The 21,217-nt window shown below is 43.5% G+C and carries 20 protein-coding genes; 10 read left to right on the forward strand and 10 right to left on the reverse strand.

The window, feature by feature from the left end; all coding sequences use genetic code 11:
* The first annotated feature begins 66 nt into the window (after positions 1-66).
* Positions 67-744: a TIGR00730 family Rossman fold protein gene (locus I3252_RS09820; protein ID WP_238035058.1), complete on the forward strand. Its 678-nt coding sequence runs from the start codon at positions 67-69 to the stop codon at positions 742-744.
* Positions 745-897: 153 nt separating this feature from the next.
* Here I3252_RS09820 and I3252_RS09825 read toward each other — a convergent pair whose 3' ends face one another.
* Positions 898-2,526 (reverse strand): FAD-dependent oxidoreductase, encoded by a 1,629-nt coding sequence (locus I3252_RS09825; protein ID WP_193008918.1) that lies wholly within the window; start codon positions 2,524-2,526, stop codon positions 898-900.
* A 526-nt stretch (positions 2,527-3,052) separates the two neighbouring features.
* Here I3252_RS09825 and I3252_RS09830 point away from each other — a divergent pair.
* Positions 3,053-3,487 carry a hypothetical protein gene (locus I3252_RS09830; RefSeq protein WP_045447953.1) on the forward strand — a complete coding sequence of 145 codons (435 nt, stop codon included), beginning with the start codon at positions 3,053-3,055 and terminating at the stop codon, positions 3,485-3,487.
* Between the two features lie 109 nt (positions 3,488-3,596).
* On the opposite strand, the gene I3252_RS09835 is transcribed toward I3252_RS09830, so the two are convergent.
* Entirely contained in the window at positions 3,597-4,685 is a 1,089-nt protein-coding gene (locus I3252_RS09835) for a peptidoglycan bridge formation glycyltransferase FemA/FemB family protein (RefSeq protein ID WP_238035059.1), read from the reverse strand.
* A 228-nt stretch (positions 4,686-4,913) separates the two neighbouring features.
* Entirely contained in the window at positions 4,914-5,537 is a 624-nt protein-coding gene (locus tag I3252_RS09840) for a YceI family protein (RefSeq protein ID WP_238035060.1), read from the reverse strand.
* Between the two features lie 473 nt (positions 5,538-6,010).
* Here I3252_RS09840 and I3252_RS09845 point away from each other — a divergent pair, with 473 nt between their 5' ends.
* Complete coding sequence (locus I3252_RS09845) at positions 6,011-6,292, forward strand: type B 50S ribosomal protein L31 (RefSeq protein WP_011281173.1); 282 nt, start codon at positions 6,011-6,013, stop codon at positions 6,290-6,292.
* Between the two features lie 139 nt (positions 6,293-6,431).
* Here I3252_RS09845 and I3252_RS09850 read toward each other — a convergent pair whose 3' ends face one another.
* From I3252_RS09850 to I3252_RS09870, 5 genes are all read right to left on the reverse strand, one after another.
* The gene (locus I3252_RS09850) at positions 6,432-7,280 is read right to left on the reverse strand and encodes an SGNH/GDSL hydrolase family protein (RefSeq protein WP_238035061.1); all 849 of its coding nucleotides are present in this window, start codon (positions 7,278-7,280) and stop codon (positions 6,432-6,434) included.
* 4 nt (positions 7,281-7,284) lie between these two features.
* Positions 7,285-8,682 carry a nicotinate phosphoribosyltransferase gene (locus I3252_RS09855; protein WP_238035062.1) on the reverse strand — a complete coding sequence of 466 codons (1,398 nt, stop codon included), beginning with the start codon at positions 8,680-8,682 and terminating at the stop codon, positions 7,285-7,287.
* A gap of 133 nt (positions 8,683-8,815) precedes the next feature.
* Positions 8,816-9,865, reverse strand: a complete 1,050-nt coding sequence (locus tag I3252_RS09860) for a bifunctional nicotinamide-nucleotide adenylyltransferase/Nudix hydroxylase (RefSeq protein ID WP_238035063.1) — start codon at positions 9,863-9,865, stop codon at positions 8,816-8,818.
* 177 nt (positions 9,866-10,042) lie between these two features.
* Positions 10,043-11,002, reverse strand: coding sequence for an alpha/beta fold hydrolase (locus I3252_RS09865; RefSeq protein ID WP_238035064.1), 960 nt, complete (start codon positions 11,000-11,002; stop codon positions 10,043-10,045).
* 177 nt (positions 11,003-11,179) lie between these two features.
* Positions 11,180-11,527, reverse strand: coding sequence for a carboxymuconolactone decarboxylase family protein (locus tag I3252_RS09870; protein WP_060491887.1), 348 nt, complete (start codon positions 11,525-11,527; stop codon positions 11,180-11,182).
* A gap of 501 nt (positions 11,528-12,028) precedes the next feature.
* Here I3252_RS09870 and nfuA point away from each other — a divergent pair.
* Together nfuA and I3252_RS09880 are read left to right on the forward strand one after the other, a co-directional pair.
* Positions 12,029-12,712 carry a Fe-S biogenesis protein NfuA gene (gene nfuA / locus I3252_RS09875; protein ID WP_045455268.1) on the forward strand — a complete coding sequence of 228 codons (684 nt, stop codon included), beginning with the start codon at positions 12,029-12,031 and terminating at the stop codon, positions 12,710-12,712.
* Between the two features lie 191 nt (positions 12,713-12,903).
* Positions 12,904-14,226, forward strand: coding sequence for an aminotransferase class I/II-fold pyridoxal phosphate-dependent enzyme (locus I3252_RS09880; protein ID WP_238035065.1), 1,323 nt, complete (start codon positions 12,904-12,906; stop codon positions 14,224-14,226).
* 140 nt (positions 14,227-14,366) lie between these two features.
* Here I3252_RS09880 and I3252_RS09885 read toward each other — a convergent pair whose 3' ends face one another.
* The gene (locus I3252_RS09885) at positions 14,367-15,386 is read right to left on the reverse strand and encodes an adenosine kinase (RefSeq protein WP_238035066.1); all 1,020 of its coding nucleotides are present in this window, start codon (positions 15,384-15,386) and stop codon (positions 14,367-14,369) included.
* A 54-nt stretch (positions 15,387-15,440) separates the two neighbouring features.
* Positions 15,441-16,409: a 16S rRNA (cytidine(1402)-2'-O)-methyltransferase gene (rsmI, locus tag I3252_RS09890; protein WP_201582089.1), complete on the reverse strand. Its 969-nt coding sequence runs from the start codon at positions 16,407-16,409 to the stop codon at positions 15,441-15,443.
* Between the two features lie 135 nt (positions 16,410-16,544).
* On the opposite strand from rsmI, the gene I3252_RS09895 reads away from it, so the two are divergent.
* The 5 genes from I3252_RS09895 to murA all read left to right on the forward strand — a co-directional run bounded on the left by I3252_RS09895 (position 16,545) and on the right by murA (position 21,118).
* A complete protein-coding gene (locus I3252_RS09895) occupies positions 16,545-17,030 on the forward strand; it encodes a YraN family protein (protein ID WP_238035067.1) in 486 nt (161 codons plus the stop codon).
* Positions 17,031-17,246: 216 nt separating this feature from the next.
* The gene (locus tag I3252_RS09900; RefSeq protein ID WP_238035068.1) at positions 17,247-18,086 is read left to right on the forward strand and encodes a BON domain-containing protein; all 840 of its coding nucleotides are present in this window, start codon (positions 17,247-17,249) and stop codon (positions 18,084-18,086) included.
* Between the two features lie 277 nt (positions 18,087-18,363).
* Positions 18,364-19,371 (forward strand): alpha/beta hydrolase, encoded by a 1,008-nt coding sequence (locus tag I3252_RS09905; RefSeq protein ID WP_227678157.1) that lies wholly within the window; start codon positions 18,364-18,366, stop codon positions 19,369-19,371.
* A gap of 121 nt (positions 19,372-19,492) precedes the next feature.
* Positions 19,493-19,744 (forward strand): BolA/IbaG family iron-sulfur metabolism protein, encoded by a 252-nt coding sequence (locus tag I3252_RS09910; protein ID WP_275949301.1) that lies wholly within the window; start codon positions 19,493-19,495, stop codon positions 19,742-19,744.
* A 105-nt stretch (positions 19,745-19,849) separates the two neighbouring features.
* Positions 19,850-21,118: a UDP-N-acetylglucosamine 1-carboxyvinyltransferase gene (gene murA / locus I3252_RS09915; protein WP_201540651.1), complete on the forward strand. Its 1,269-nt coding sequence runs from the start codon at positions 19,850-19,852 to the stop codon at positions 21,116-21,118.
* Positions 21,119-21,217 lie beyond the last annotated feature (99 nt).

Consider the following 21,217-nt stretch of genomic DNA (forward strand, 5'->3'; position numbering starts at 1 on the left):
TATTATTCATTAGGGTTTTAACGAGTATTTAACAAAAACAATCGATATAAAAATTAAGGAAGCTATATGCAAATGAAAATTAACAATGACACTTATGAAGTCATTACCAGTCAAGACATTACCAATATTGAAAAAGCAGTGGATAAATCAACGTTAACGATGCCGTTGGTAGCGGTTTATTGTGGTTCGCGTTTGGGCAATAATGAAGTCTACGAGCAGGCAGCCCGCGAGTTGGGTAGTGCGCTTGCTGACAATGGCATGGGTTTGGTCTACGGCGGCGCGAGCATCGGGCTGATGGGTGCCGTTGCAGATGAGGTGATTCAAGGCGGTGCGCAAGCGGTTGGTGTGATTCCAACCTTTATGCTCAAACATGAGATTGCTCATGAGCAGCTGACTCGCCTGCATTTGACAGATACCATGCACACTCGCAAAACCGTGATGGCGGAGTATGCCGATGCCTTTATTACCTTGCCGGGCGGGCTTGGTACTTTAGAGGAAATTATGGAAATCGCCACGTGGCGTCAGCTCTATCAACATGAAAAACCGATGATTATTTTGAATATCAATGGTTTCTACGATCGTATGATCGAGCACTTAAAATATACGGCTGACCAAGGTTTTATGAAGCAAGAAGATCTGGAGCGTTTGGTGGTATGTAACACGATTAATGAAGCCATTGAGCTATTAAGAACAGTCGTAAAAATAGACGATGCAGTCGATACCGAAAAAATGGCTGGTAATTAAGAGTACGTATTCTTATTTATAAATGCTTTTATTTATAAATGTTTTTATCTGTAAATGCTTTTATATATAAATGTTTCATCTATAAAAAAGGAGAGAAGGGCTGATCGTTAGCTATTCTCTCCTTTTTTTGTTCAATTTTTAATAGAACGCTTTTTATATCTCAGTAGCACCTGCATCATTAGCCGTGTTGAAACCCTCTAAAGTTGTCCCGCCAATACCGTGATTCACATCAGCCATTGCGAATGGAAAGCCTCGTTGCTCAGCCAGTGTACGCGCGACTTCATCAATCGCCATGCTATCGTGTTTTGTTAAATACGCCCAATTATGAGCATAACGATTGCGGTTGGCTGGCGTGTCATGATCGATTAAGCCAAGTTCAGTCAATTCATCAACGATTTGATCGGCAGCAATCAAAGTTGATGATGCTTTGACGTTTTCCGCACGAGCATAGCGAATATTAGAGTACAAGCTTACATCAGCCACTCGCAGCGTATCGTCTTCACCGGGAATTTGCTGCCCACCATATAGCGCGTTACCGACCGTACGTGCGCTATGGAAGGTCGGTACAAACTCCGCTACATAATCAATCGCTTGCTGACTACGCGCTTGTAACGGTGCTTTATCCCAGCCATCTTCGATGTAGTGCATATACTGCGGCGGCAGCTTAGGTTGGGCGCTGTCTTTGCTAGAGGCGACCAAGCCATCATCGAATAGCGTGATAAATTTGCTCATGCCATGTATTTGAAAATAACCACCAGGGTAAGGTGTGAGTTGTGCCATGCCTTCTGGTGTGCCGCGACTGCCATAAACGATAATCTCTGGTATCTGTCCGCCGGTATTATCCCAGTGGGTAATATAAGACGATTTAAACTCGACCATACGCGTGACTTTGACCCCGACCATATCGTCGATGACGCCCGTACGAAAACCGCAAGCATTGATTAAATAATCCACTTCGATAGATTCAGTTGTATTTTCAGTTGTATTTTTGGTCTCAGATTCAGTTGTAAGCTTAGTTTCAGAGCTGGCAGCTTGTTGATAATCAATACGCCATTTAGTGACATGATGGTCAGCGTTTGAGCAATTTTCACAATCAACAGGCATGACTTGCTTAACCTGCGTATCGGTAAAGACGTGTGCATGCTCATAATCTGCTAATGCCAATTGCGCAGAGGCCGCCAAGCGAAAAATATTCCAGCCATACTCTTGCACGACAATCAGTGGAAACTTGACTTTATTTAAGTCCAAATACTTAGCTACTGGTATCATCCATTCATCAACCGACCACGGCACAGTGACTTGTTCACGTTTAGACAGCGCAATGAGTTGCTCATGACTATAAAGCTGATAATAGTTTTCAGGTTCGCCCAACACTTTGTTATTAGCATCTTCGGCGATAAGCTTACGATACGCATCAGTCAAGATATTAAGACGTGGTAGCAAATCTTCTGGCAAGCCTTCATCGCGAGTTGGTACGGCAAATACTGTTGGGCGAACATCGATGGTATAAGGATAAAGGCGCAATATATCGATACATTGTTTGAGGAGAGCCACACAATCTTCATCAGGAATTTCGCGGTATAGATTGCCGCCAGCATGCAAGTGACACATCGGTGGACCATCAATCAGCGATTTGTTTTTTTCAAATACATAAGTTTCAAGCCCTAATGCCGCAAGGCGAATAGCAATGGTTGCTCCTGCCGTACCACCACCAAGAATACCGACGCGTTTGGCAGAGTGCGCTTGGTTTTTCACTGGGTTTTTAATGAAAGAGTGAGTCATTGTCGTTGTTATATCCTTAATAGCAGTTACAGCAGGTCATGCTCGGTGTATTTGTTAAATGTTTTATTCTAAAATCTTATTTTAAAAAATTTGTCCTAATGGATGTTGTTCTAAGCCGTTTATAACTATTGATATGCGTGCAAAGGACGTCAAGTTCAATATGCATATGAAACCGCAAGGGTCATATTTGTCATTGTGTAGTAATTCTTAATTTGTATAGGGTATTCTACGAAAAATGACAACCAATATGATGGCAAATACGTAAGTAGATAGGTGAGTTTTGTCAATGAATGGCTATGGCGCTTGATAGCAATGGCTATGCCAGTTTACCCAATTTGCAAATACATAAGCTTTTGTAAATTTATATATGGATAGAAACGACTGCGCGGTTGCATATGCTATATTAAAACTGCTTGAAGTCAGCGATAGGTTTTTTTGCCGTTTAAATCGTCTGACGATGAGAAAAACCCAAATAGAAGTTTATGATGACAATCATAATCACAATCAAAATGACAAGGAAGTTATTATGAAACGTATGCTTATATTATCGGCTCTCACCGGTGTTTTAACGCTTACTGGTTGTACTACGTTAAACAATGTATTCGGCAATGATGATTCTGGCATGCATGATGTACAAGCCACCAATAAAAATACCGCGCCAGTCGCGAGTAAAAACGGCATGTTAGTCGATGCAAGCAATCACATGACCTTATATACCTTTGACAAAGATGGGATGAACAAATCAGAGTGTGGTAGTGCCTGTCTAATTGCTTGGCCAGCATTTATGGCACCGAGTAATGCCAAAGCGTCAGGGCAGTTTGCAGCATTTCAACGCGAAGATGGCAAGTATCAATGGGCGGTAAATGGTAAGCCGTTATATTTCTACGCCAATGATACAAAGGTGGGCGATAAAGATGGCGACAATAAACTGGGCGTTTGGCATATTGTCAAAACCAAGTAAAGTAAGCCCATTGTCTACCGAAATGAAAGACAATTAGCATCAAAAAAGCAGCCATCGTAATGGCTGCTTTTTTATTGGCTTGAATGATTAGAATCGTAAAATAACGCGATCAAATATCTGCCAAAGCTTCAGCTTGTTCAGTCTCCAAGATAGTTTCTTTAGTAGGCTCTTTTCTATATAAAGGGAAAAAGTCGGAGCGTAAATCATTTTCGGTGAACCAGCTATCAGCGACTAATGCTGCGTATTTTGCTGGATTAACGACGAGTCTATAAGTTTTGAATAATAACTCTTGTGAGCTGAACCCTTTTTTATACTCATACAAAGAATCTAGATTAGAGCCTACGCCGCCGCCAAGATGCAGTAATTTATAATGATTGGTTCGGCCCCAATCACGAGCCACATGGGTAATGAGTTTGGAAGGTTGTAGATGAGTATAGGCGTTGAGCGTGCCTCCGAGATGAAATTGCATAATGCCCGATTCTTTACAGATTGTGTAGATAGAAGAACCAATCGCTTTATTATCCTGATAGGCAGTTATCAGTAGTATTCTGTCTTGCAGATTTTCGAGCAAATTAAAAAAGTAATCATCATCAAAGAAGTAGTACTGATCTGCCTTCACCTGCGCCATCGTTTCTTTGTAAATATTGGAAAACATCACTGCATTCTCTCTGGTTAAACGCTCAATTTTTGTCACGACATCCATTTTTAAGGCTTTTTTAATGCCTCTACGATGACGATTTTGAGTCTCGCTCCAGTGTTCTTCTTCGGATTTGCTCAAGTCAGACATCAATGTCAATCCATGAGTGAGTGCTTTGCCGACCGTTGGTAGCCATTCTTTATTGATGATTGGATGCAGTCGCATGAATAAAGACACACAGCCTCTTGCTAAGAGAAAGCCCCTTACTTCTATCAATATTATGTCTAATTCGGCATCAGTGAGAGACTTATCCATGACAGGACCGCCGTAACCATAAGTAGAGGTGGCATCCCAATGCTCTGAGTCGATTTCTCTTATAATGAGAGGTAAAAAGATTTTTTTATTGTTATAAGTGGCAATCACTCCTTGAGGAGTGCCTTTATCGACAATAGCTGACGCAGCAATCCAACCAGATAAGTGATAAATATCAAAGTGATAATCAGCGATGTTTTTATCCCAGTCTTTATTTATCTCGGTAAAGTCTACCTGTACTGTATCCATCTTTCTGCTCCCTCAGCGTTATGTTTTATATTCGTAAATCCGTATATATGAATATAACAATAAAAATTGAGGTTAACAAGCAAATGGAAAGTATTTATACGATTTATTGAATATATATAAATGTCGATTGGGTTGATTCATTATTGTCAAAAAAGCAGCCATTATGATGGCTGCTTTTTTTAGAGTATGTAGAGGAGGTAGCGATTTGTGCTTGGCTAAAAATTAGACTTATTTAGATTTTTTGTTGGTTTGCGCTTTTTTCTCTATCAACTCACCATCGATTTGGATCGGGACATTGGTGGTAATGCCATCTGCGAAAGCTGTCATACCATAGGCTGCGCGATCAATATTACCCGTTGCACGGAAGCCAATAACTGGCTCTTTGGTAAGAGGGCTGTTGGCGATTTTATTCAAAGTCACATCCAAAGTTAATGGTTTGGTATGACCTAACATAGTAAAGTCACCTGTGACCTTGGCTTGTTGCGGATTTATAAATTTTACGCTGGTTGATTTAAAGGTCATGGTTGGATATTTGGCGACGTTAAAAAATTCAGCCTTTTTTAAATGCTCATCACGTGCATCCCAATTGGTGTCAATGCTATCGGTTGCAATGGTGAAGCTCATATTGGTTTTACTGGGTGCTTTAACATCGTAATTTACGACCCCTTTGACGTCGTTAAAATGACCCATGGTGGTCGAAAATCCTAAGTGATTGACAGAAAATCCCACACGGGTATGCGAGTCGTCTAATTGCCATTGACTAGGTAATGCAGCACTTGCAACAGTGGTGAGTGCCAGTGCTGAACTGATAATCAGGGCTTTTGCGCTATTCTTCATAACAGTATTTATCATTATATTGTCCTTAGTGAGTGTTTATAAATAGTGGGTGCTTGATTAATGAGGCGACATCAGACGGTATCCATCATCATCATCATTGACAAATGATTAATATCAAAAATAAATTATTAAATAAATCTAAACTTAAATTATTTATTGATTATTTAAACTAATTTAATATTATACTTGCATACCGTATACCTCTCAACAAAATAGAGATTTTGGTGACAACTTATCACATATATCACTCACAACTGCTGCTTGCGTCTAGCGATAAAAACCGTTAAAATCGCGGTTTGATTTTCCCGCTGGGGAAAGGCTAAGTGAGCAGAGGAATGGTGTTGGGTGCTGGAATAAGCCAGTGACGCAGCTGCCATACTTATCAATGTCCCTTAGTGCCTCAGTTACGTATGTCATGACTTGTTTGACACATCGTCTAAGATGGTGTTCAAGAGTGCTATACATACATCGGACATAGAGAGTTTATTATGCGTAAAGATATCCATCCTAATTACCAAGAAGTTTTGTTCCATGACACTAACGCTGACGTGTTTTTCTTAACTCGTTCAACCGTTAAAACCAAAACCACTCGTGAATACGAAGGGTCAGAATATCCATACTACCCACTTGATATCTCAAGTGCGTCGCATCCATTCTATACTGGCGAACAACGCAAAACTTCTACTGAAGGTCGTGTTGCTAGCTTCAACAAACGCTTTGGTGCATTTGGTGGCCGTAAGAAAGCTGCTGATACTGACGCTGCAGAATAATTCACACGTATTGCGTGATATTATTTTGAGCATGTGTTTTCTCAAACATGCACAGCTATAGTATTAAGAACATAAAAAACCGCTGACTATTCAGCGGTTTTTTTTATTTAAATTTTTAGAAGTAACGCCTCAATGGTTTTTAATCAGTCAACTCAGCATCGGAAAGGGAAGGGTTCAGTAACTGTATAATCAACTCTGACAATTGCTGCGCCCAATAGCCATACATGAGGCTGCTAGGATGAAAACCGTCACTGGCAAACATCACTTTGATATCGATTGGAGTACCGTTCGAATACTCTGCTATCATTCGTGGAAAGTCAGTGGCCATGTAGGTGACACTATCATGAGCGGCGCAAACTTGCTGCAATGTCTTATCAAGGATAGAGGCTTTAGCACCCACAAAGTTACTTAGCGGGGCAGGTATCGCAGGCATTTGTGCCATCGGCGGCAGGCTTAAAAAAATCAACTCTCGCACGCCAAATTTACGCTGAGCGATAGCGATAATACTTTCAATTTGCTGTTGCCATTTATCCACAGAGACTTTAGATGTGGTGTCGTTAACGCCGACACTCAGCACCATCACATCAACAGGCTGGCTAGGCGCGGGTAGAACATAAAGCCTACGCAAGATATCAAAGCTGGTATGCCCCGTCGTCGCTTGCAATGACCAGTTCAGTATATCAAACTGATTTTGGATAGCAGACTGCTGCGTCAAAACAGGAATTAAGTTACCGACAAGCGCTTCTTGCTGCGTCTCACTACCGACGCCAGCCGCCGCCGAATCGCCAACGACCATTAGGTTTAATGTCCGCTTGTGCGCTTCCTTTAGCGATTCAATCGCGTCATTTAATTGAACTTGCCCGTGCCTTTCACCATTTGGCTCAGGTAGACGTACCGTATCACGCTTAATTTTGCGCCCTTGATAAAAATAAATAGGAGCAAGCAGTACATCTCTTGCCACCGAGGCGATTTTATTGCTATTTATCATATTGCTACCATCCTGCACGCTCCCGAATAGTGGTGAGATTGTCTTCAATTAATAATTTACCATCGACATAAATATCACGCAGTAGGTTGTCTGCGTCTGCAGATAGGTCTTCAGCCTTGATGGTTTTTAGCTGTCCATTGCTGTTTTTGACCAGCGCCAAACGTCCCTTCTTTGAGCGTTTAGAGCGGCTGGTAATCGGGTCTTTATAGATGTCTGTCCATGTGCCATCGATAGAGATAGCGCTGGCTTTCATCGCCCAGCTCATGGTGTCGCGGTTGACTTGCTGTAATAGACCACCGCCCATACCAAAGGTTACATTCTCTGCGCTAAACCCTGCTTTCATGACCACATCAATGATCTTAGTTAAGCTTTGTGGGCTGATGCCATCCCCTTGGATGACACGTACATAATCAGGCAGCACTTTATAGCCTTTACTATTAATCATTGTTCCAAATTTTACTGCCAAGCGCTCTAAGGCTTCGCGAACCACTTTGGCAGGCTCACCACTATCGGGTCGGATAACCAAAGTCCCGCCCATATTTTTCACATCATCTTTTAAGCTGCCGCCCCAGATATTATCGATGGCGTTCCATAAGTCGTAGCTGTCAGAGACCACTGAGAAGCTTTTACCTACGCCGCCAAACTGCTCAATCATATTGGCAAAAGCAGCGGTTTCGCCATCACGACCCCACGCGGTCATGGTGCTATGCTCAGCGGCAGGAATAGAAAACGCGGGCATGTCTTTATCCATGTGGTACCAGCGGCTGGCAGCCACCAACGCTGTCATCGAATCGGTTCCAGCAAAGTTCACTAAATGCGCTAAGCTGCCGAGCGCGACAGACTCTTGACTAGATGCCCCGCGCGAGCCGAAATCGTGCAAACGAAAAGTGAGCGATTCGGTATTGTCTGCTGATTTTTCTAACGCTTGGCGAATGATGCCTTTGCAATAATGCGAGACACTAGCGACGGTTGATGGATACCAGATGGCACGAAGCAAAGCAGTCTCGATATAGCTTGGTAGCCAATAAAACTCAGGATCAGTGTTGATAACTTGGCAGACCACATTGGATACAGGCACGATGCTACCTTCAGGGATGGCTTCGATACGTAGTGGTAAATAACCGCCATGTTTATCAACCAAACGCTCCCAGCCAGCACGGTTAAAGGTCAAACCATGTGCTTGAATGACCATTTCGGCTTCATCAATGTCTTGATGAGTGATTGGCGTGCTTAGATATTCTTTAATAAAGGCTTGCAAGCCAAAGAACACCACATCGTAGTCGCCTTTACGCGCCTCAATATAGCTGGACAGATACTCACTACCTTTTGGGTATTGCACCCAATGTGAGGTTTTGTAGCTGTCGCTATTTAGAATTAAATTGTTTAAATTGCTGGTATACATCACAGAACTCCTCTGCTTTGAGATGCCGTAGCTGCGTTAATGAAAGAACAGTTACGGCGGTTAGCCCTTGCTGTCTATCAGCTTGGGCGTGGAAAATTGTTAATGAAAAATCGGATAATCGTCTGATAAAATTCTATAAACCAACCATTTTAGTAATAATTGCATAATGGTCTTCAAACATCATGGTGGCGTCAAGCTCAGCGAGTGGTAGCCAAAAAGCCGTGGCTGCATCGTCGCCGCCTTTGACTTTTGGTAAGCCTTTTGGGTCATTTTTAAGTTGAAAATAAAAGGCTTGAGTAATTGTACGACCACGTGCTGAACGATAGGGATCGTCAAAGGTATGCTGACTATGACAAGAGCCGCGCAATACTGGTTCAGGGACTTTTAGGCGAGTCTCCTCACGTAGCTCACGGATACAGGCATCGAATAAGGTCTCTTTTGGATTTAAAAATCCGCCTGGTAAAGCCCAAAGTCCGCGCCCTGGCATGCTGCGGCGCTCAACCAATAGAATATGTCCTGACTGGACAATCAGGGCATCTGCTGTCATAAAGGTTGGTGGATAAGGCGCTGATTCCCACTGTCTTTTATATTTATCAATAAAGTCCGCTTCTTCGTGCAGATTTTGATATTCGTCTGTCTTTTTGAAGTCATTCAAAACCTTGCGCGTCGACTCAGGCGTGCGTTCAGGAGTCGGGGTCGCGCCCATTAGATAGCTATCACGAATTGGGGTGGCGGATAGATTGTGATAGCTCGGTACAGAGACGGACGCCCAGTTGGGGAATAGCGATAAATAATATGAGGAGCTGTCTTTGGAATGACCAATCAAGCCGATATCAGTTTGCAAATCACCAGTGACAGACTTCACGCCTGCTTGCACGTACTGTAGCCAGCGCGTGTCGTTGTAGAGTGCATCATCTAGAGCAACGCAGTAAATGCGTGCCGCTGCTGCTGCTGAATACGCGCCTTTAATCATGGCAGCACGCTCAGCGACACTAAAGGGATTGCGTAAACTACGCGGTAAGTTAGCAGAGCCGATCAACATAATGACATTATCAGCACGCTTCAATGCTTCGTCGATGACCGCCTTATGTCCACGATGGAAGGGCTGGAAACGCCCGATAAAAACCAAATAACGATAGTGTTTATTGTCTTTAGCTGAACTTTGCTCTGATGATTCGCTCATATACGCCACTTTCCTACTACGGATATTCCATTGGTTAAAATTTATTGAGTAAAAAGTAATGACGCCAATACTGACACAGCCTATCACTCGCTGACAAGTATAAAGATGTTTAGAGGTGTGCGGTTTCTGATTATAGTTCGTACCATGCTGTAGTTAGGCTACAACCGCACCGCTATTTTAACGGGCATGCTGCTCAATCCACGCGGTAACTGTTGGCCAAATTTCGTGAGCGGCGTTACGACTGATCATAATGCGGCTGTGCGTATAATCGTCCAAATCCCCATGGCTGAGCGAGTATTCTCGAAAAATATTGGCAGGGTTTTTAAAGGGTTCAAAAAATAGCTGACAACCACGAGTAGGGGAGATGAAATTGTCGCCTTTTGCGCTGATAGCATAGATGGGTATCGTGATTTTTGGCATCTGTTGCCGGTAGTCTAAAGGTGCATCATCAGCGGCGCTTGTATCCATGCTGGCTGTATTAAATGTACGTTGCTTAAGAAAACTGCTGTTAAAGTTTTTTTGTAGATTCCAGTCGTACCACTGGTTCATCATATGATAGCTTTCATTAAAAGGCCCTAGCTTGATTTTTTTAGCAGGGATGTAGCCAACCAGCCGCGTGAATAATTTTGCTACAAGAATTTTAGTATGATTTATCGGATTTATTGCAGCGCCATAAGCTTGGCAGGCAAACATGCTGGCGCTATTAATCTTATCGATATAGCAGGGATGCTGGATCAAAAACATCGTTAAGCCAACCCCGCCGCCGCTGTGGGTGACGCAATGTAGATTATCGAGTTTTAATTCCTCAAAAAGATAGCGAAAAGTCGCTTCATAGTCATAGGTTGCAACCGTTTCGAAATTGAATTTTTCTTTGGGTATTGAGCTTGCGCCATGACCGCGCCATTCCATGATGTAGCAATGATGACCGAGGTGGGCTAGATACTCAGCGATTTTCAAACAGGTTTGTTTGTCCGAAAACGTGCCGTGCGTCAAAAATATGTTTTGCGCTTTTATGGCAAAGGTATTGGTGGTAGAGGTATCGCTCTTTGTTTCGTCTTTTGTATTATCCACAATCTTCCAAACGGCTACTTGTTCGTCGTCTTTGGTCGTTACTAGATTCAGTGTTTGTGTCATCATACAAGCATTCTCTTAAGCTGAGGATATTCTAAGCAAAATATCAATGAAGCGATGGCTCAGTTATACCACAACTTATTTGGCTCTGATATGAACTTTATTAGCAACACAAAAAAGCTACCAGCAATGTATTCAATCACTGGTAGCTCTATTTACGATAAAGCCAATCAACATTAGAGTCTAACTTTCTTTACTAAACTCGTTAAAGGAGGCGATTGCTTCAGCGGCATACATCATCGACGGACCACCACCCATTGCCACACATACCCCAAGCGTTTCAGCCACTTCTTGCTCAGTTGCCCCAAGTCGTACGAGTGCTTTGGTATGAAATCCGATACAAGCATCACAACGCGCACCCACCGCCAATGCCAAGGCAATCAACTCTTTGGTTTTTTTGTCCAACACACCATCAGTCGTTGCTGCGGCACTCAGTTGAGAAAATGCCTTAGATGTTTCAGGAATAATTTTGTGTAATTTAACCATGTTGCTAGAGACGTGTTTCGTGATGTCATTAAAGGATTTACTCATGGAATGCTCCTAATAAGGCAAGATAAAGAGACAACAATTATAAAAAGGAATATTCATTTCTGAAGTGTTAAAAATTATTATGTTTAATTATAGTATATAAAATTGAATATTAAATCAAGGTGCTATCTTGGTTAGGTATTTAAATAGCTTGATAATCACGGTAGCTGTCTTTATATAATAGGGGATATATCAATCATTAGATAAGCGCTATTTGTCGTGTCTATTTCGTCATTGTTAATAAAGCATTGATAAAACCGATAGCAGTCATTTGTGAGCATTTTGGTTTAATTCACAGTAGCGCAGTCGGAATTGTCGTCTGAGTACGTTATAATAGCTGCTATAAATTTAGCAAAATGTTATAACAACGGCAGTCAACATTTTAAGACAACAGACCGTAATGATTGATAACCCGCATAACTTATACCCGCTACCTAATTTTAAATTCACGACACAGTAGCCATGACAGATATAGCGTTTGTGTCATAACGCATAGGACATATTATGAGTGAGCACAACCAAGCTGAGAGCCAACTTGATCAGTCAGCAGACTATGAATCAGCGCTAGATACTGAGCAAACTGTAGCAAAAAGCAATATTACTATTACTGAGTCAGCCCAAAGCTACTTAGCAGATTTGTTATCCAAGCAGGATACCGATGGTATCGGCGTGCGTATTTTCGTTGAGCATCCAGGTACGCCGCGTGCAGAGTGCTGTATGGCTTATAACCAACCGGGCGAAGAGGATAGCGCTGATCTGCGTTTTACGTATGACAGTTTTTCTGCCTTTATCGAAGCGGCGTCCGTTCCTTATTTAGAGGATGCGGTGATTGATTATAATAAAGACCGTTTTGGTGGTCAGCTGACCTTCCGTGCGCCAAATTCTAAAGTGCCTAAAGTGGGTGCGGATGCCAGTGTCGAAGAGCGCATCAACTACGTATTGCAGTCAGAGATTAATCCCGGCTTAGCGGCGCATGGTGGCGACGTACAGTTGCTTGAGCTGATTGATGAAGAAGGCGTTGGTCTGACTGCGGTATTGAAGTTTGGTGGTGGTTGCCAAGGCTGTTCAGCCGTTGACATGACCTTACGTCAAGGTGTTGAAGTGCAGCTGAAACAACAAATTCCAGAGCTGACCCAAGTCATTGATGAAACCGATCATACCCGTACCGAAAACGCTTACTATAAATAGAAATCTCAGTAAAAGCCAAAGCGTTAAGTAATGTCTGAAGAGTTATTTTAATTAAAAAGCCAAGTTTTGATGAACTTGGCTTTTTTTATTGCTATGATTTGGTAGATTGTTTTTTAGCTGAATTTTCAGTGACATATTGTTGATTAGTCATTTATTGATTAATAACTTTTATCGAAATAAAGGAATATATGATGAGTGATGGACAAGCAGACCAGCAAGCAGCCCAAAAATCAGCGACTCCTCAACGTCTTGAGACCTTGGCGATTCACGCTGGTTATAGCGTTGAGCCAACGACTAAAGCGGTCGCAGTGCCTATTTATCACACCAGCTCGTATGCTTTTGATAACACTCAGCATGGTGCTGATTTGTTTGATCTAAAAGTTACAGGCAATATCTATACCCGTATTATGAACCCGACCAATGCCGTGTTGGAGGAACGCGTCGCGGCGCTCGAAGGCGGTATCGGTGCCCTTGCAGTAGCATCTGGCATGGCAGCCATCACTTATGCGATCCAAACCATCTGTGAAGCGGGCGATAATATCGTTGCTGTGTCGACCTTGTACGGCGGTACTTATAATTTGTTTGCCCATGCATTGCCGCGTCAAGGTATCGAAGTCCGCTTCTTTGACCACAAAAACCCTGAGGCGATTCGTGATTTGATTGATGATAAGACTAAGATGGTCTTTGCCGAAAGTATCGGTAATCCGTTGGGTAACATCGTTGATATTCAAGCGCTGAGTGATATCGCACATGAATATGGTGTGCCAGTGGTGATTGATAGTACGGTTGCCACGCCGGCGTTATGTCGTCCGTTTGAGTTTGGTGCGGATATCGTGATTCATTCATTGACCAAATATATGAGTGGTACGGGTACGTCGATTGGTGGGGCGATTGTCGATAGTGGTAAATTCGCATGGGGCGACTATCCTGAGCGTTTTCCCTTATTGAACACGCCAGATCATAGTTATCACGGTGTGAACTTTGTCAAAGATGTCGGTGCAGCAGCCTTTATCGCTCGTGCTCGTGTGGCACCGCTGCGTAATACTGGCGCGGCACTTAGCCCGCTCAATGCTTTTGGTATTTTGCAGGGTATGGAGACATTGAGTCTACGTATGGAGCGCCATGTACAGAACGCGCAAGCCGTTGCGGAATATCTGCGTGACCATGACAAGGTTGCTTGGGTAAAGTATGCGGGTTTACCGGATCATCCTGAGCATGAGCTTGCTAAGAAGTATATGAAAGGCACGCCATCTGCTATTTTGACCTTTGGGGTAAAAGGTGGCTTGGAAGCAGGTGCGCGCTTTATCGATGCGCTGCAGCTGATTACTCGTTTGGTCAATATCGGTGATGCCAAATCACTAGCCTGTCATCCAGCGACGACCACCCATCGCCAGCTTAATGAGCAAGAGCTCGAAAATGCAGGTGTAAGCACTGATATGGTACGTCTATCCATTGGTATCGAGCACATCGAAGATATCAAAGCGGATCTTGCGCAAGCATTAGCCTCGGCTTAGTATTAAACGCTTTTTATTGAACTGAGCAATGTGAGCTGAGCAATGTGAACTGAATAATTTGTCTCATAATTAATAATAAAAAAGCCCATATCAATCGATATGGGCTTTTTTTATTATCGGCAATGACAGATTTTTATAAGCTAAGCAGATAGTACACGCTTTGCAATATCTCTATAATCTTGTGAGGCTAACCGTGGTCCAAACTGTTGAATCACCTGCGCCGCCACTTCGCTGGCAAGACGACCACATTCAGGCAAGCTATAGTGCTGCGACAACGCGTATAAAAATGCTCCTGCGTAATTATCACCGGCACCGTTGGTATCAATGACATTAGTAACAACTGGTGTAGCAACTTCATAAATCTCAATCTCTGATGTGTCATCAGCTTTATGGGCGATCGTTGCGCCATTGGCACCATCAGTAACCACTGCCGTCTGGCAATACTCAAGCAGTGCGCGTGCGGCTGCCTTGACTTGTTTTTTGTCCGTAAAGAGTTTGGCTTCCTCACTATTACAGAATATCACTGCCACTTTATTGCCCAGCATATTGAGTAAACCGTCTTTGGCAAACTTCACCACGGCAGGATCAGCAAAACTTACGGCAATTTTTGCAGAATGAATCCCTGCTTGTTGACGCAACTGAGTCATGGCAGGCTGAATACTCTCAGTCATGGCCAAGTAGCCTTCTATATATAGCCAGTCAGCTTGTGTCAGCGCATCAAAATCGACATTTTCTGCGGTGATTTCGCTTGAGGTACCAAGATAAGTTTGCATGGTACGCTCGCCATCTTCGGTCACTGCGACCACACATGAACCCGTTACTCCGCCTGCATGGATAGATTTCTCTGAAGTTGCAACACCTGCTTCATGTAAGTCTTTGAGATAAAACTCGCCTTGTTGATCGTCACCGACGCGGCAGGCATAAAATGGCTTGCCGCCTAAACTGGCAAAGGTATACATCGTATTGGCCGCTGAGCCACCACCAGCCTGCTTTGATGGTGCAATTTCTGCCAGCTTAAAATACGCCAATAATTGCTGTTGCTCGTCGATACCTGCCAGCGTCATATTGCCTTTGGTCAAATCAGTCTCTTCTAGCGCCGCATCTGACAATACATATTCATGGTCAACCAATGCGTTGCCTATCGCCATTACATTGTACATTGCTCACTTCTCCTCAATGGTTTTATAACTGTCTTTAATATTAATATCCAAAAATTATTCAGCTTGTAGCTCAAGTAAGCGCTGATATAGCGCATTCTTTTTTACGCCAGTAATGTCAGCGCCCAATGCAGCGGCTTTTTTAACCGATAAGTCCTCAAGCAAGCGCTGCAATAATTTATCATGAATACTGATGTCATCCGCATCCTGCGCCACATTCACGCCTGCGACGACCACGACTATCTCACCGCGCTGTTGATTGTCATCAGCTTTGACAAATTCCACCAAATCCCCAAGAATGCTTTTATGGACAGTCTCAAAAGTTTTGGTCAATTCACGGCAAAAAGTGACTTCACGATCTGCGCCAAATATAGTCGCCATGTCTTCTAAACTGGCGATAATACGATGCGGCGCTTCATAAAATATCAACGTTTCAGTACGTGAGTTTAATGCTGCTAATTGCTTTTGGCGACCGTGGGTTTTGGCGGGTAAAAACCCGATAAAGCTAAAGCGGTCTGAGGGCAATCCTGCGACTGACAGTGCGGCAATGGCAGCAGAGGCACCAATGATAGGAGAGACTCTAACGCCAGCGACATGAGCGGCCTGTACCAGTTGATAACCTGGATCACTGATGAGTGGCGTACCAGCATCACTAATCAAAGCAACCGAATGACCTTGCTCGATCATCTCGATAATTTTGGGTGTTTGAATGGCACTATTGTGCTCATGGTATGCCCAAAGCTTGTTATGACCTTTTTGCTTGGTCGCGATATCAGCGTCTGTCACGTTATTATCGGTATTATTTTTAGTGTTGGGAGCTTCTGACTCTTTTTCGTCGTCGGCTTTACTGCCTTTGGTATCAATGCCAAAATGCGACAATAGCTTACCTGAGGTACGGGTGTCTTCACAGGCAATGATGGCGACTTGCTTCAAAACATCAATGGCATGCGGCGTCATATCGCTCATATTGCCAATTGGCGTGGCAACGATATATAGACAAGCTGGCATCGCGGTAGGGCTAGACATGAAAACCTCGGAGTATTAAAAGCGGGAATTAAAATATAATGTGGCGCGCTGACTGACAAAACTGGTCAAAAATAGAACTTAAGCAAAGCATAAAACACCATACCAGCATCTGCACGCGAAAGTGGCTAGTTTAGCATGATGTGCTATGATAATTCTGAAATGTTAACCAGACCCATCGACCTTATGTGCAGTCATAAACCTTTGAACCTCACTTCACCAAGGCAGCGCCAAGGCAGTCTGTTCGAGCAGCAGGCGTGTGAGTTTTTACAATCGCAAGGATTGATTTTGATTGCCCAAAATTGGCAGCAGCCCAAAGTGGGTGAGCTGGATTTGATTATGCTGGAGACAGGTTCAGCATGGTCGACACTGGTATTCATTGAAGTGCGTCAACGGCAGCGTTCAGGTTTTGGTGGTGCTGCACTGAGCGTGACGGCAAGCAAACAACGTAAAGTGATTAAAACGGCGCAATATTTTTTGCAACAGCATCCTGAGTATGAGGATTATGACTGCCGGTTTGATGTCATCGCTTATGATACGGTAGGTAATCATATTAAGACCAGTGGTCAAAACATAGAAAATCAACCACAATGGCTCAAAGGTGCTTTTATAGCAGATACGTGATATTAGGATGCAAAAGCAATCCAACTAGAAGGTAGTAAGTACTTATCATCGAGTGAGCGTTACCAAAAACCTAACCGCTGATAGTAAAAATTAAGTAAAGTAGCTAAGTTGTTATTAACTGAATTAACAGTTGTCAAAACAAACGTTACTAGATTAAAACTGGCTCGATCAATTGACTTTATACGATCGTCACACTCATGTTCTAAGAGGTAAATCATGACACGGATGCATTTGCGCACTGCTATTTTTGGCTCATCACGCCGCACCGCGATAGGCGTTATGCTAATGACCAGCATCGTCATTACGGGCTGTACCACCAATTATTTGACCAACAGTACAGAAGGTACGTATGGTGTGCCGATGACAGAGCGTACCATTCCGCAGCGATTACTGGATCGCAGTATCGAACATACCGTCAAAATCAATGTTTATGGGTTAAAAGAAGACCTGCAGCAAACCAGTCGTATGGGTATTGATAGCTTTAATAGTGAAGTGTTATTGACAGGCGAAGTACCCACTGAGGCCATCAAAGTGGAAGTCGAAAAAGTCGTCAGCTCTATGCCAGATGTGCGCCATGTCTATAATGAGCTAAACGTCAGCGCGTCTAAAGGCTATAGCTCGACGGTTCATGATGGCTATATCACCTCAAAGCTGCTGGCAAAAGTAGCCGCGAGTGATGGCGTCAAAGCCTCACAGATCAAAGCAGTGACTAATGATGGTGTGGTTTATATCATGGGACGTATGACACCGACTCAGCAGAGTCACCTAATCGATATCGCCAATAGCACCGTTGGTGTGACTGAGCTGGTGCTGCTGACGACCGTCGTTGATGACAGGGGCGTAAAGATAAGTAAAGACGACATTATGTCTGAAAATAACTTGGTAAATCCTGCTTCAGTACCAGTCGTTGTGGACGGGGTAGCTGCTGCTAGCGTTAATAATTCTGAAGCGCCAGCGTCCGTTGCTACATCGACTCCTATCGTCGTGACCGAAGATGGCACAACCGTTGAGCAACCGTCATCAAGCCCCTATATAGACCTGTATCAAGATCCGTAAAAAGTGTTCTAAAATACAGCTGTTATTTATCAATGAAACAAAAAAAACAGTGGCTAAATAGCTTGTAGGGTAAGCTATTTGCCCCGTCAGTTTAAACCGTGTTTAATGACAAGAAACCTAAACACTGTTAACAGGAAAAACACGAGAACGTCTGAGCCAGCCAGTAAGATATAAAAAGAGAAGAATAGACAAGACAGTATTAGTGCTTATTTAATAAAAGGACTGTCGCAGTGCTGTTAATTTTGATCCATGTATAAATATAATAGGGATACTGGCAATGAAGGATGCAAATAAGCGCTTAGAATATAATAAAAGTCGTCAAAAAATAAATAATGAAAGCATGATTAATAATACTGCTAGCAAAGTAGGCATTCTAAAATTCACAGGCGTCGCCGCCTTAGCACTGGGTAGCGTTGCCCTAGCCACCCAGAATGCGCAAGCCTTATCGCCACTGGCTATCGTCAATGGCATTACTGCTAGTGGCGGCGTTGGCGTCAGCAAAAACATTCTCTATGGTGATGAGCCCGATCAAGATTTGGATATTTATTATCCCAAGCCATTAGCACAAGCGATGAAAGCCCAAAGCGCCATCAACGATGGTGCGATTAATGATAGCTATCCGATGGTGGTGTTTGTCCACGGTGGCTCATGGGAGAGTGGTAATAAAGAACAGTATGCCTTTGTCGGTCAGAGTTTGGCGCAAGCAGGTTATGTCACCGCCGTAATTAATTATCGTAAAGCGCCTGAGCATGTGTACCCTGATTATGTCAAAGATACGGCGCAAGCGATTGCTTGGAGTATCAATAATGCTCCGAGCTTACATGCTGATCCTAAACGCTTGGCGGTCATTGGACATTCTGCTGGTGCGTTTAATGCGGTTGCAGCGGTCGCCAATGAAGATTTTTTAGCGCCTTATGGTATTAAGCCAAAGGATATTACCGCGGTCGTGGGTATTGCGGGTCCTTATAGTTACGACTTCCGTAAATTTGATAGCGCCACCGCCTTTGCTGCTGATGCTACGCCAGACGACGTTATGCCAGACCGTCAAATCAAAGGTGAGCAGCCCCCGTATTTATTGTTGACTGCCGAAAAAGACAAAGTAGTGTACGCGACCAATACGATTAAAATGACCAAAGCATTGCAAGAGGCGGGCGTCACCGTAGAAAACGGTGAAATAAAAGGTGCCAGTCATGCGACCAGTATTGGTGCGATGGCACCGCCGCTACGTTGGGTCAATGATGTACGCGCGCAAGTACTGACGTACTTGGATAAAATGCTCAAATAATGGATGGCAATTAAAGTTAGGTGCAGTTGCGTAAGACAGTACTGTAAGATGCTTAAACTCTTGTTATAATGTCGTCACTTTAAATCTATACCCTATCTGACACTTTAAGGCAGAATATTTTATGAGCATGAACGCTGACGATTTGATTGCATTTTTACAGACTCACTTCCCAGACGCTTTTATTCAAGCTGCCAATCAAGGTAATAAGTTTGATGTACGCGTGGTTGATGCCAGTTTTGAAGGTAAGCGTGCCGTGCAACGTCAGCAGGCGATTTATGCATTAGTCAATGAAAAGATCGCCAGTGGCGATATTCATGCGCTCAATATTCAAGCGCTGACGCCTGCTGAATGGGACGTTCAATCCAAAGGCTAGACCGTTATACATATGATTGGGCTTATTAGACTGGCTATTATATTGGCTGGGTGTGATTGGTCTGATTTTTACTATTTTAATACTCATCGTTAGGTTGTCACTTCTATGGATCAATTTTTAATCACTGGTAGTAGTCGTATCGCAGGGGAAGTTACTATCTCAGGCGCCAAAAATGCTGCTTTGCCGTTACTTGCCGCTATGATATTGGCCGAGACGCCAACGACATTGCACAATGTGCCATCGTTACAAGATGTGCGGACGTTGATTGAATTGATCGGTGGCATGGGTATCAAAATCCAAAAGCAGGACGATACTGTCACCTGCGATACCAAAAATATCGATAATTTCTATGCACCGTATGATTTAGTAAAGACCATGCGCGCCTCGATTTTAGTGCTTGGACCATTGCTGGCACGTTTTGGTGAGGCAGAAGTGTCATTGCCCGGTGGCTGTGCCATTGGTTCACGTCCTGTTGACCAACACCTAAAAGCCTTTGAGGCGATGGGTGCTGAAATTAGTGTCGAAAATGGTTACGTAAAAGCACAAGCGCCAAAAGGCGGTAAGCTGATTGGTTGTAACTACTCTTTTGATATGATTACCGTGGGCGGTACTGAAAACGTTATTATGGCAGCCGCACTTGCTAAAGGTACGACCGTCTTAGGTAATTGTGCCCTTGAGCCAGAAGTCGTTGATTTGGCCAATATGTTGGTCGCGATGGGCGCTAAAATAAGTGGTATTGGCACGTCGATCATGACCATCGAAGGCGTTGAGCGCTTACACGGTTGTGAGTATTCGGTGGTACCGGATCGTATCGAAACAGGCTCCTACCTTGCTGGCGCACTCATGACGCGTGGCGATGTGTTGACTAAAAACACCTCTGCGCTATTACTAACACCTGTGTTAGAAAAATTCGAAGACATGGGTGCCATTATTACCACTGGTGATGGTTGGATTCGTGCGCAGATGAAAGGTCGCCCTAAAGCGGTTGATATCCGTACTCAGCCGCATCCAGGTTTCCCAACCGATATGCAAGCGCAGGTCATGGCTATTGCGTGTCTAGCGGATGGTACGAGTACCTTTATCGAAAACATTTTTGAAAACCGCTACATGCATGTCCCTGAGCTTAATCGTCTAGGCGCCTCTATCCAAGTAGATGGTCATACGGCCGTAGTAAAAGGCGTTGAAAACTTCACCGCGGCCCCTGTGATGGCGACTGATTTACGTGCGTCTATGTCATTGGTAATGGCAGCGGCAACTGCTGAAGGTGAAAGTTTAATCGACCGCATTTATCATATTGATCGTGGCTATGAGCATGTCGAAGAAAAGCTGCGTGCGCTTGGGGTCAATATCGAACGTATCAATACTAATGACTAATATCGATTCTCTTATCAAATCCATGACCTCAATGATTGACACGATTGGCATTGATATGAATAGCTTAGTAAGCTAGCACTATTAGTAACCTACCACTAA

It is taken from the genome of Psychrobacter sp. Ps4 (assembly GCF_022129285.1).
GTDB lineage: Bacteria > Pseudomonadota > Gammaproteobacteria > Pseudomonadales > Moraxellaceae > Psychrobacter > Psychrobacter immobilis_A.

Excerpts from the sequence above, each read along its gene's own strand:
- I3252_RS09820 (WP_238035058.1), top strand. The coding sequence starts at position 67 with ATGCAAATGAAAATTAACAATGACACTTATGAAGTCATTACCAGTCAA.
- I3252_RS09825 (WP_193008918.1), bottom strand. The coding sequence starts at position 2,526 with ATGACTCACTCTTTCATTAAAAACCCAGTGAAAAACCAAGCGCACTCT.
- I3252_RS09830 (WP_045447953.1), top strand. The coding sequence starts at position 3,053 with ATGAAACGTATGCTTATATTATCGGCTCTCACCGGTGTTTTAACGCTT.
- I3252_RS09835 (WP_238035059.1), bottom strand. The coding sequence starts at position 4,685 with ATGGATACAGTACAGGTAGACTTTACCGAGATAAATAAAGACTGGGAT.
- I3252_RS09840 (WP_238035060.1), bottom strand. The coding sequence starts at position 5,537 with ATGATAAATACTGTTATGAAGAATAGCGCAAAAGCCCTGATTATCAGT.
- I3252_RS09845 (WP_011281173.1), top strand. The coding sequence starts at position 6,011 with ATGCGTAAAGATATCCATCCTAATTACCAAGAAGTTTTGTTCCATGAC.
- I3252_RS09850 (WP_238035061.1), bottom strand. The coding sequence starts at position 7,280 with ATGATAAATAGCAATAAAATCGCCTCGGTGGCAAGAGATGTACTGCTT.
- I3252_RS09855 (WP_238035062.1), bottom strand. The coding sequence starts at position 8,682 with ATGTATACCAGCAATTTAAACAATTTAATTCTAAATAGCGACAGCTAC.
- I3252_RS09860 (WP_238035063.1), bottom strand. The coding sequence starts at position 9,865 with ATGAGCGAATCATCAGAGCAAAGTTCAGCTAAAGACAATAAACACTAT.
- I3252_RS09865 (WP_238035064.1), bottom strand. The coding sequence starts at position 11,002 with ATGATGACACAAACACTGAATCTAGTAACGACCAAAGACGACGAACAA.
- I3252_RS09870 (WP_060491887.1), bottom strand. The coding sequence starts at position 11,527 with ATGAGTAAATCCTTTAATGACATCACGAAACACGTCTCTAGCAACATG.
- nfuA (WP_045455268.1), top strand. The coding sequence starts at position 12,029 with ATGAGTGAGCACAACCAAGCTGAGAGCCAACTTGATCAGTCAGCAGAC.
- I3252_RS09880 (WP_238035065.1), top strand. The coding sequence starts at position 12,904 with ATGAGTGATGGACAAGCAGACCAGCAAGCAGCCCAAAAATCAGCGACT.
- I3252_RS09885 (WP_238035066.1), bottom strand. The coding sequence starts at position 15,386 with ATGTACAATGTAATGGCGATAGGCAACGCATTGGTTGACCATGAATAT.
- rsmI (WP_201582089.1), bottom strand. The coding sequence starts at position 16,409 with ATGTCTAGCCCTACCGCGATGCCAGCTTGTCTATATATCGTTGCCACG.
- I3252_RS09895 (WP_238035067.1), top strand. The coding sequence starts at position 16,545 with ATGATGTGCTATGATAATTCTGAAATGTTAACCAGACCCATCGACCTT.
- I3252_RS09900 (WP_238035068.1), top strand. The coding sequence starts at position 17,247 with ATGACACGGATGCATTTGCGCACTGCTATTTTTGGCTCATCACGCCGC.
- I3252_RS09905 (WP_227678157.1), top strand. The coding sequence starts at position 18,364 with ATGAAGGATGCAAATAAGCGCTTAGAATATAATAAAAGTCGTCAAAAA.
- I3252_RS09910 (WP_275949301.1), top strand. The coding sequence starts at position 19,493 with ATGAGCATGAACGCTGACGATTTGATTGCATTTTTACAGACTCACTTC.
- murA (WP_201540651.1), top strand. The coding sequence starts at position 19,850 with ATGGATCAATTTTTAATCACTGGTAGTAGTCGTATCGCAGGGGAAGTT.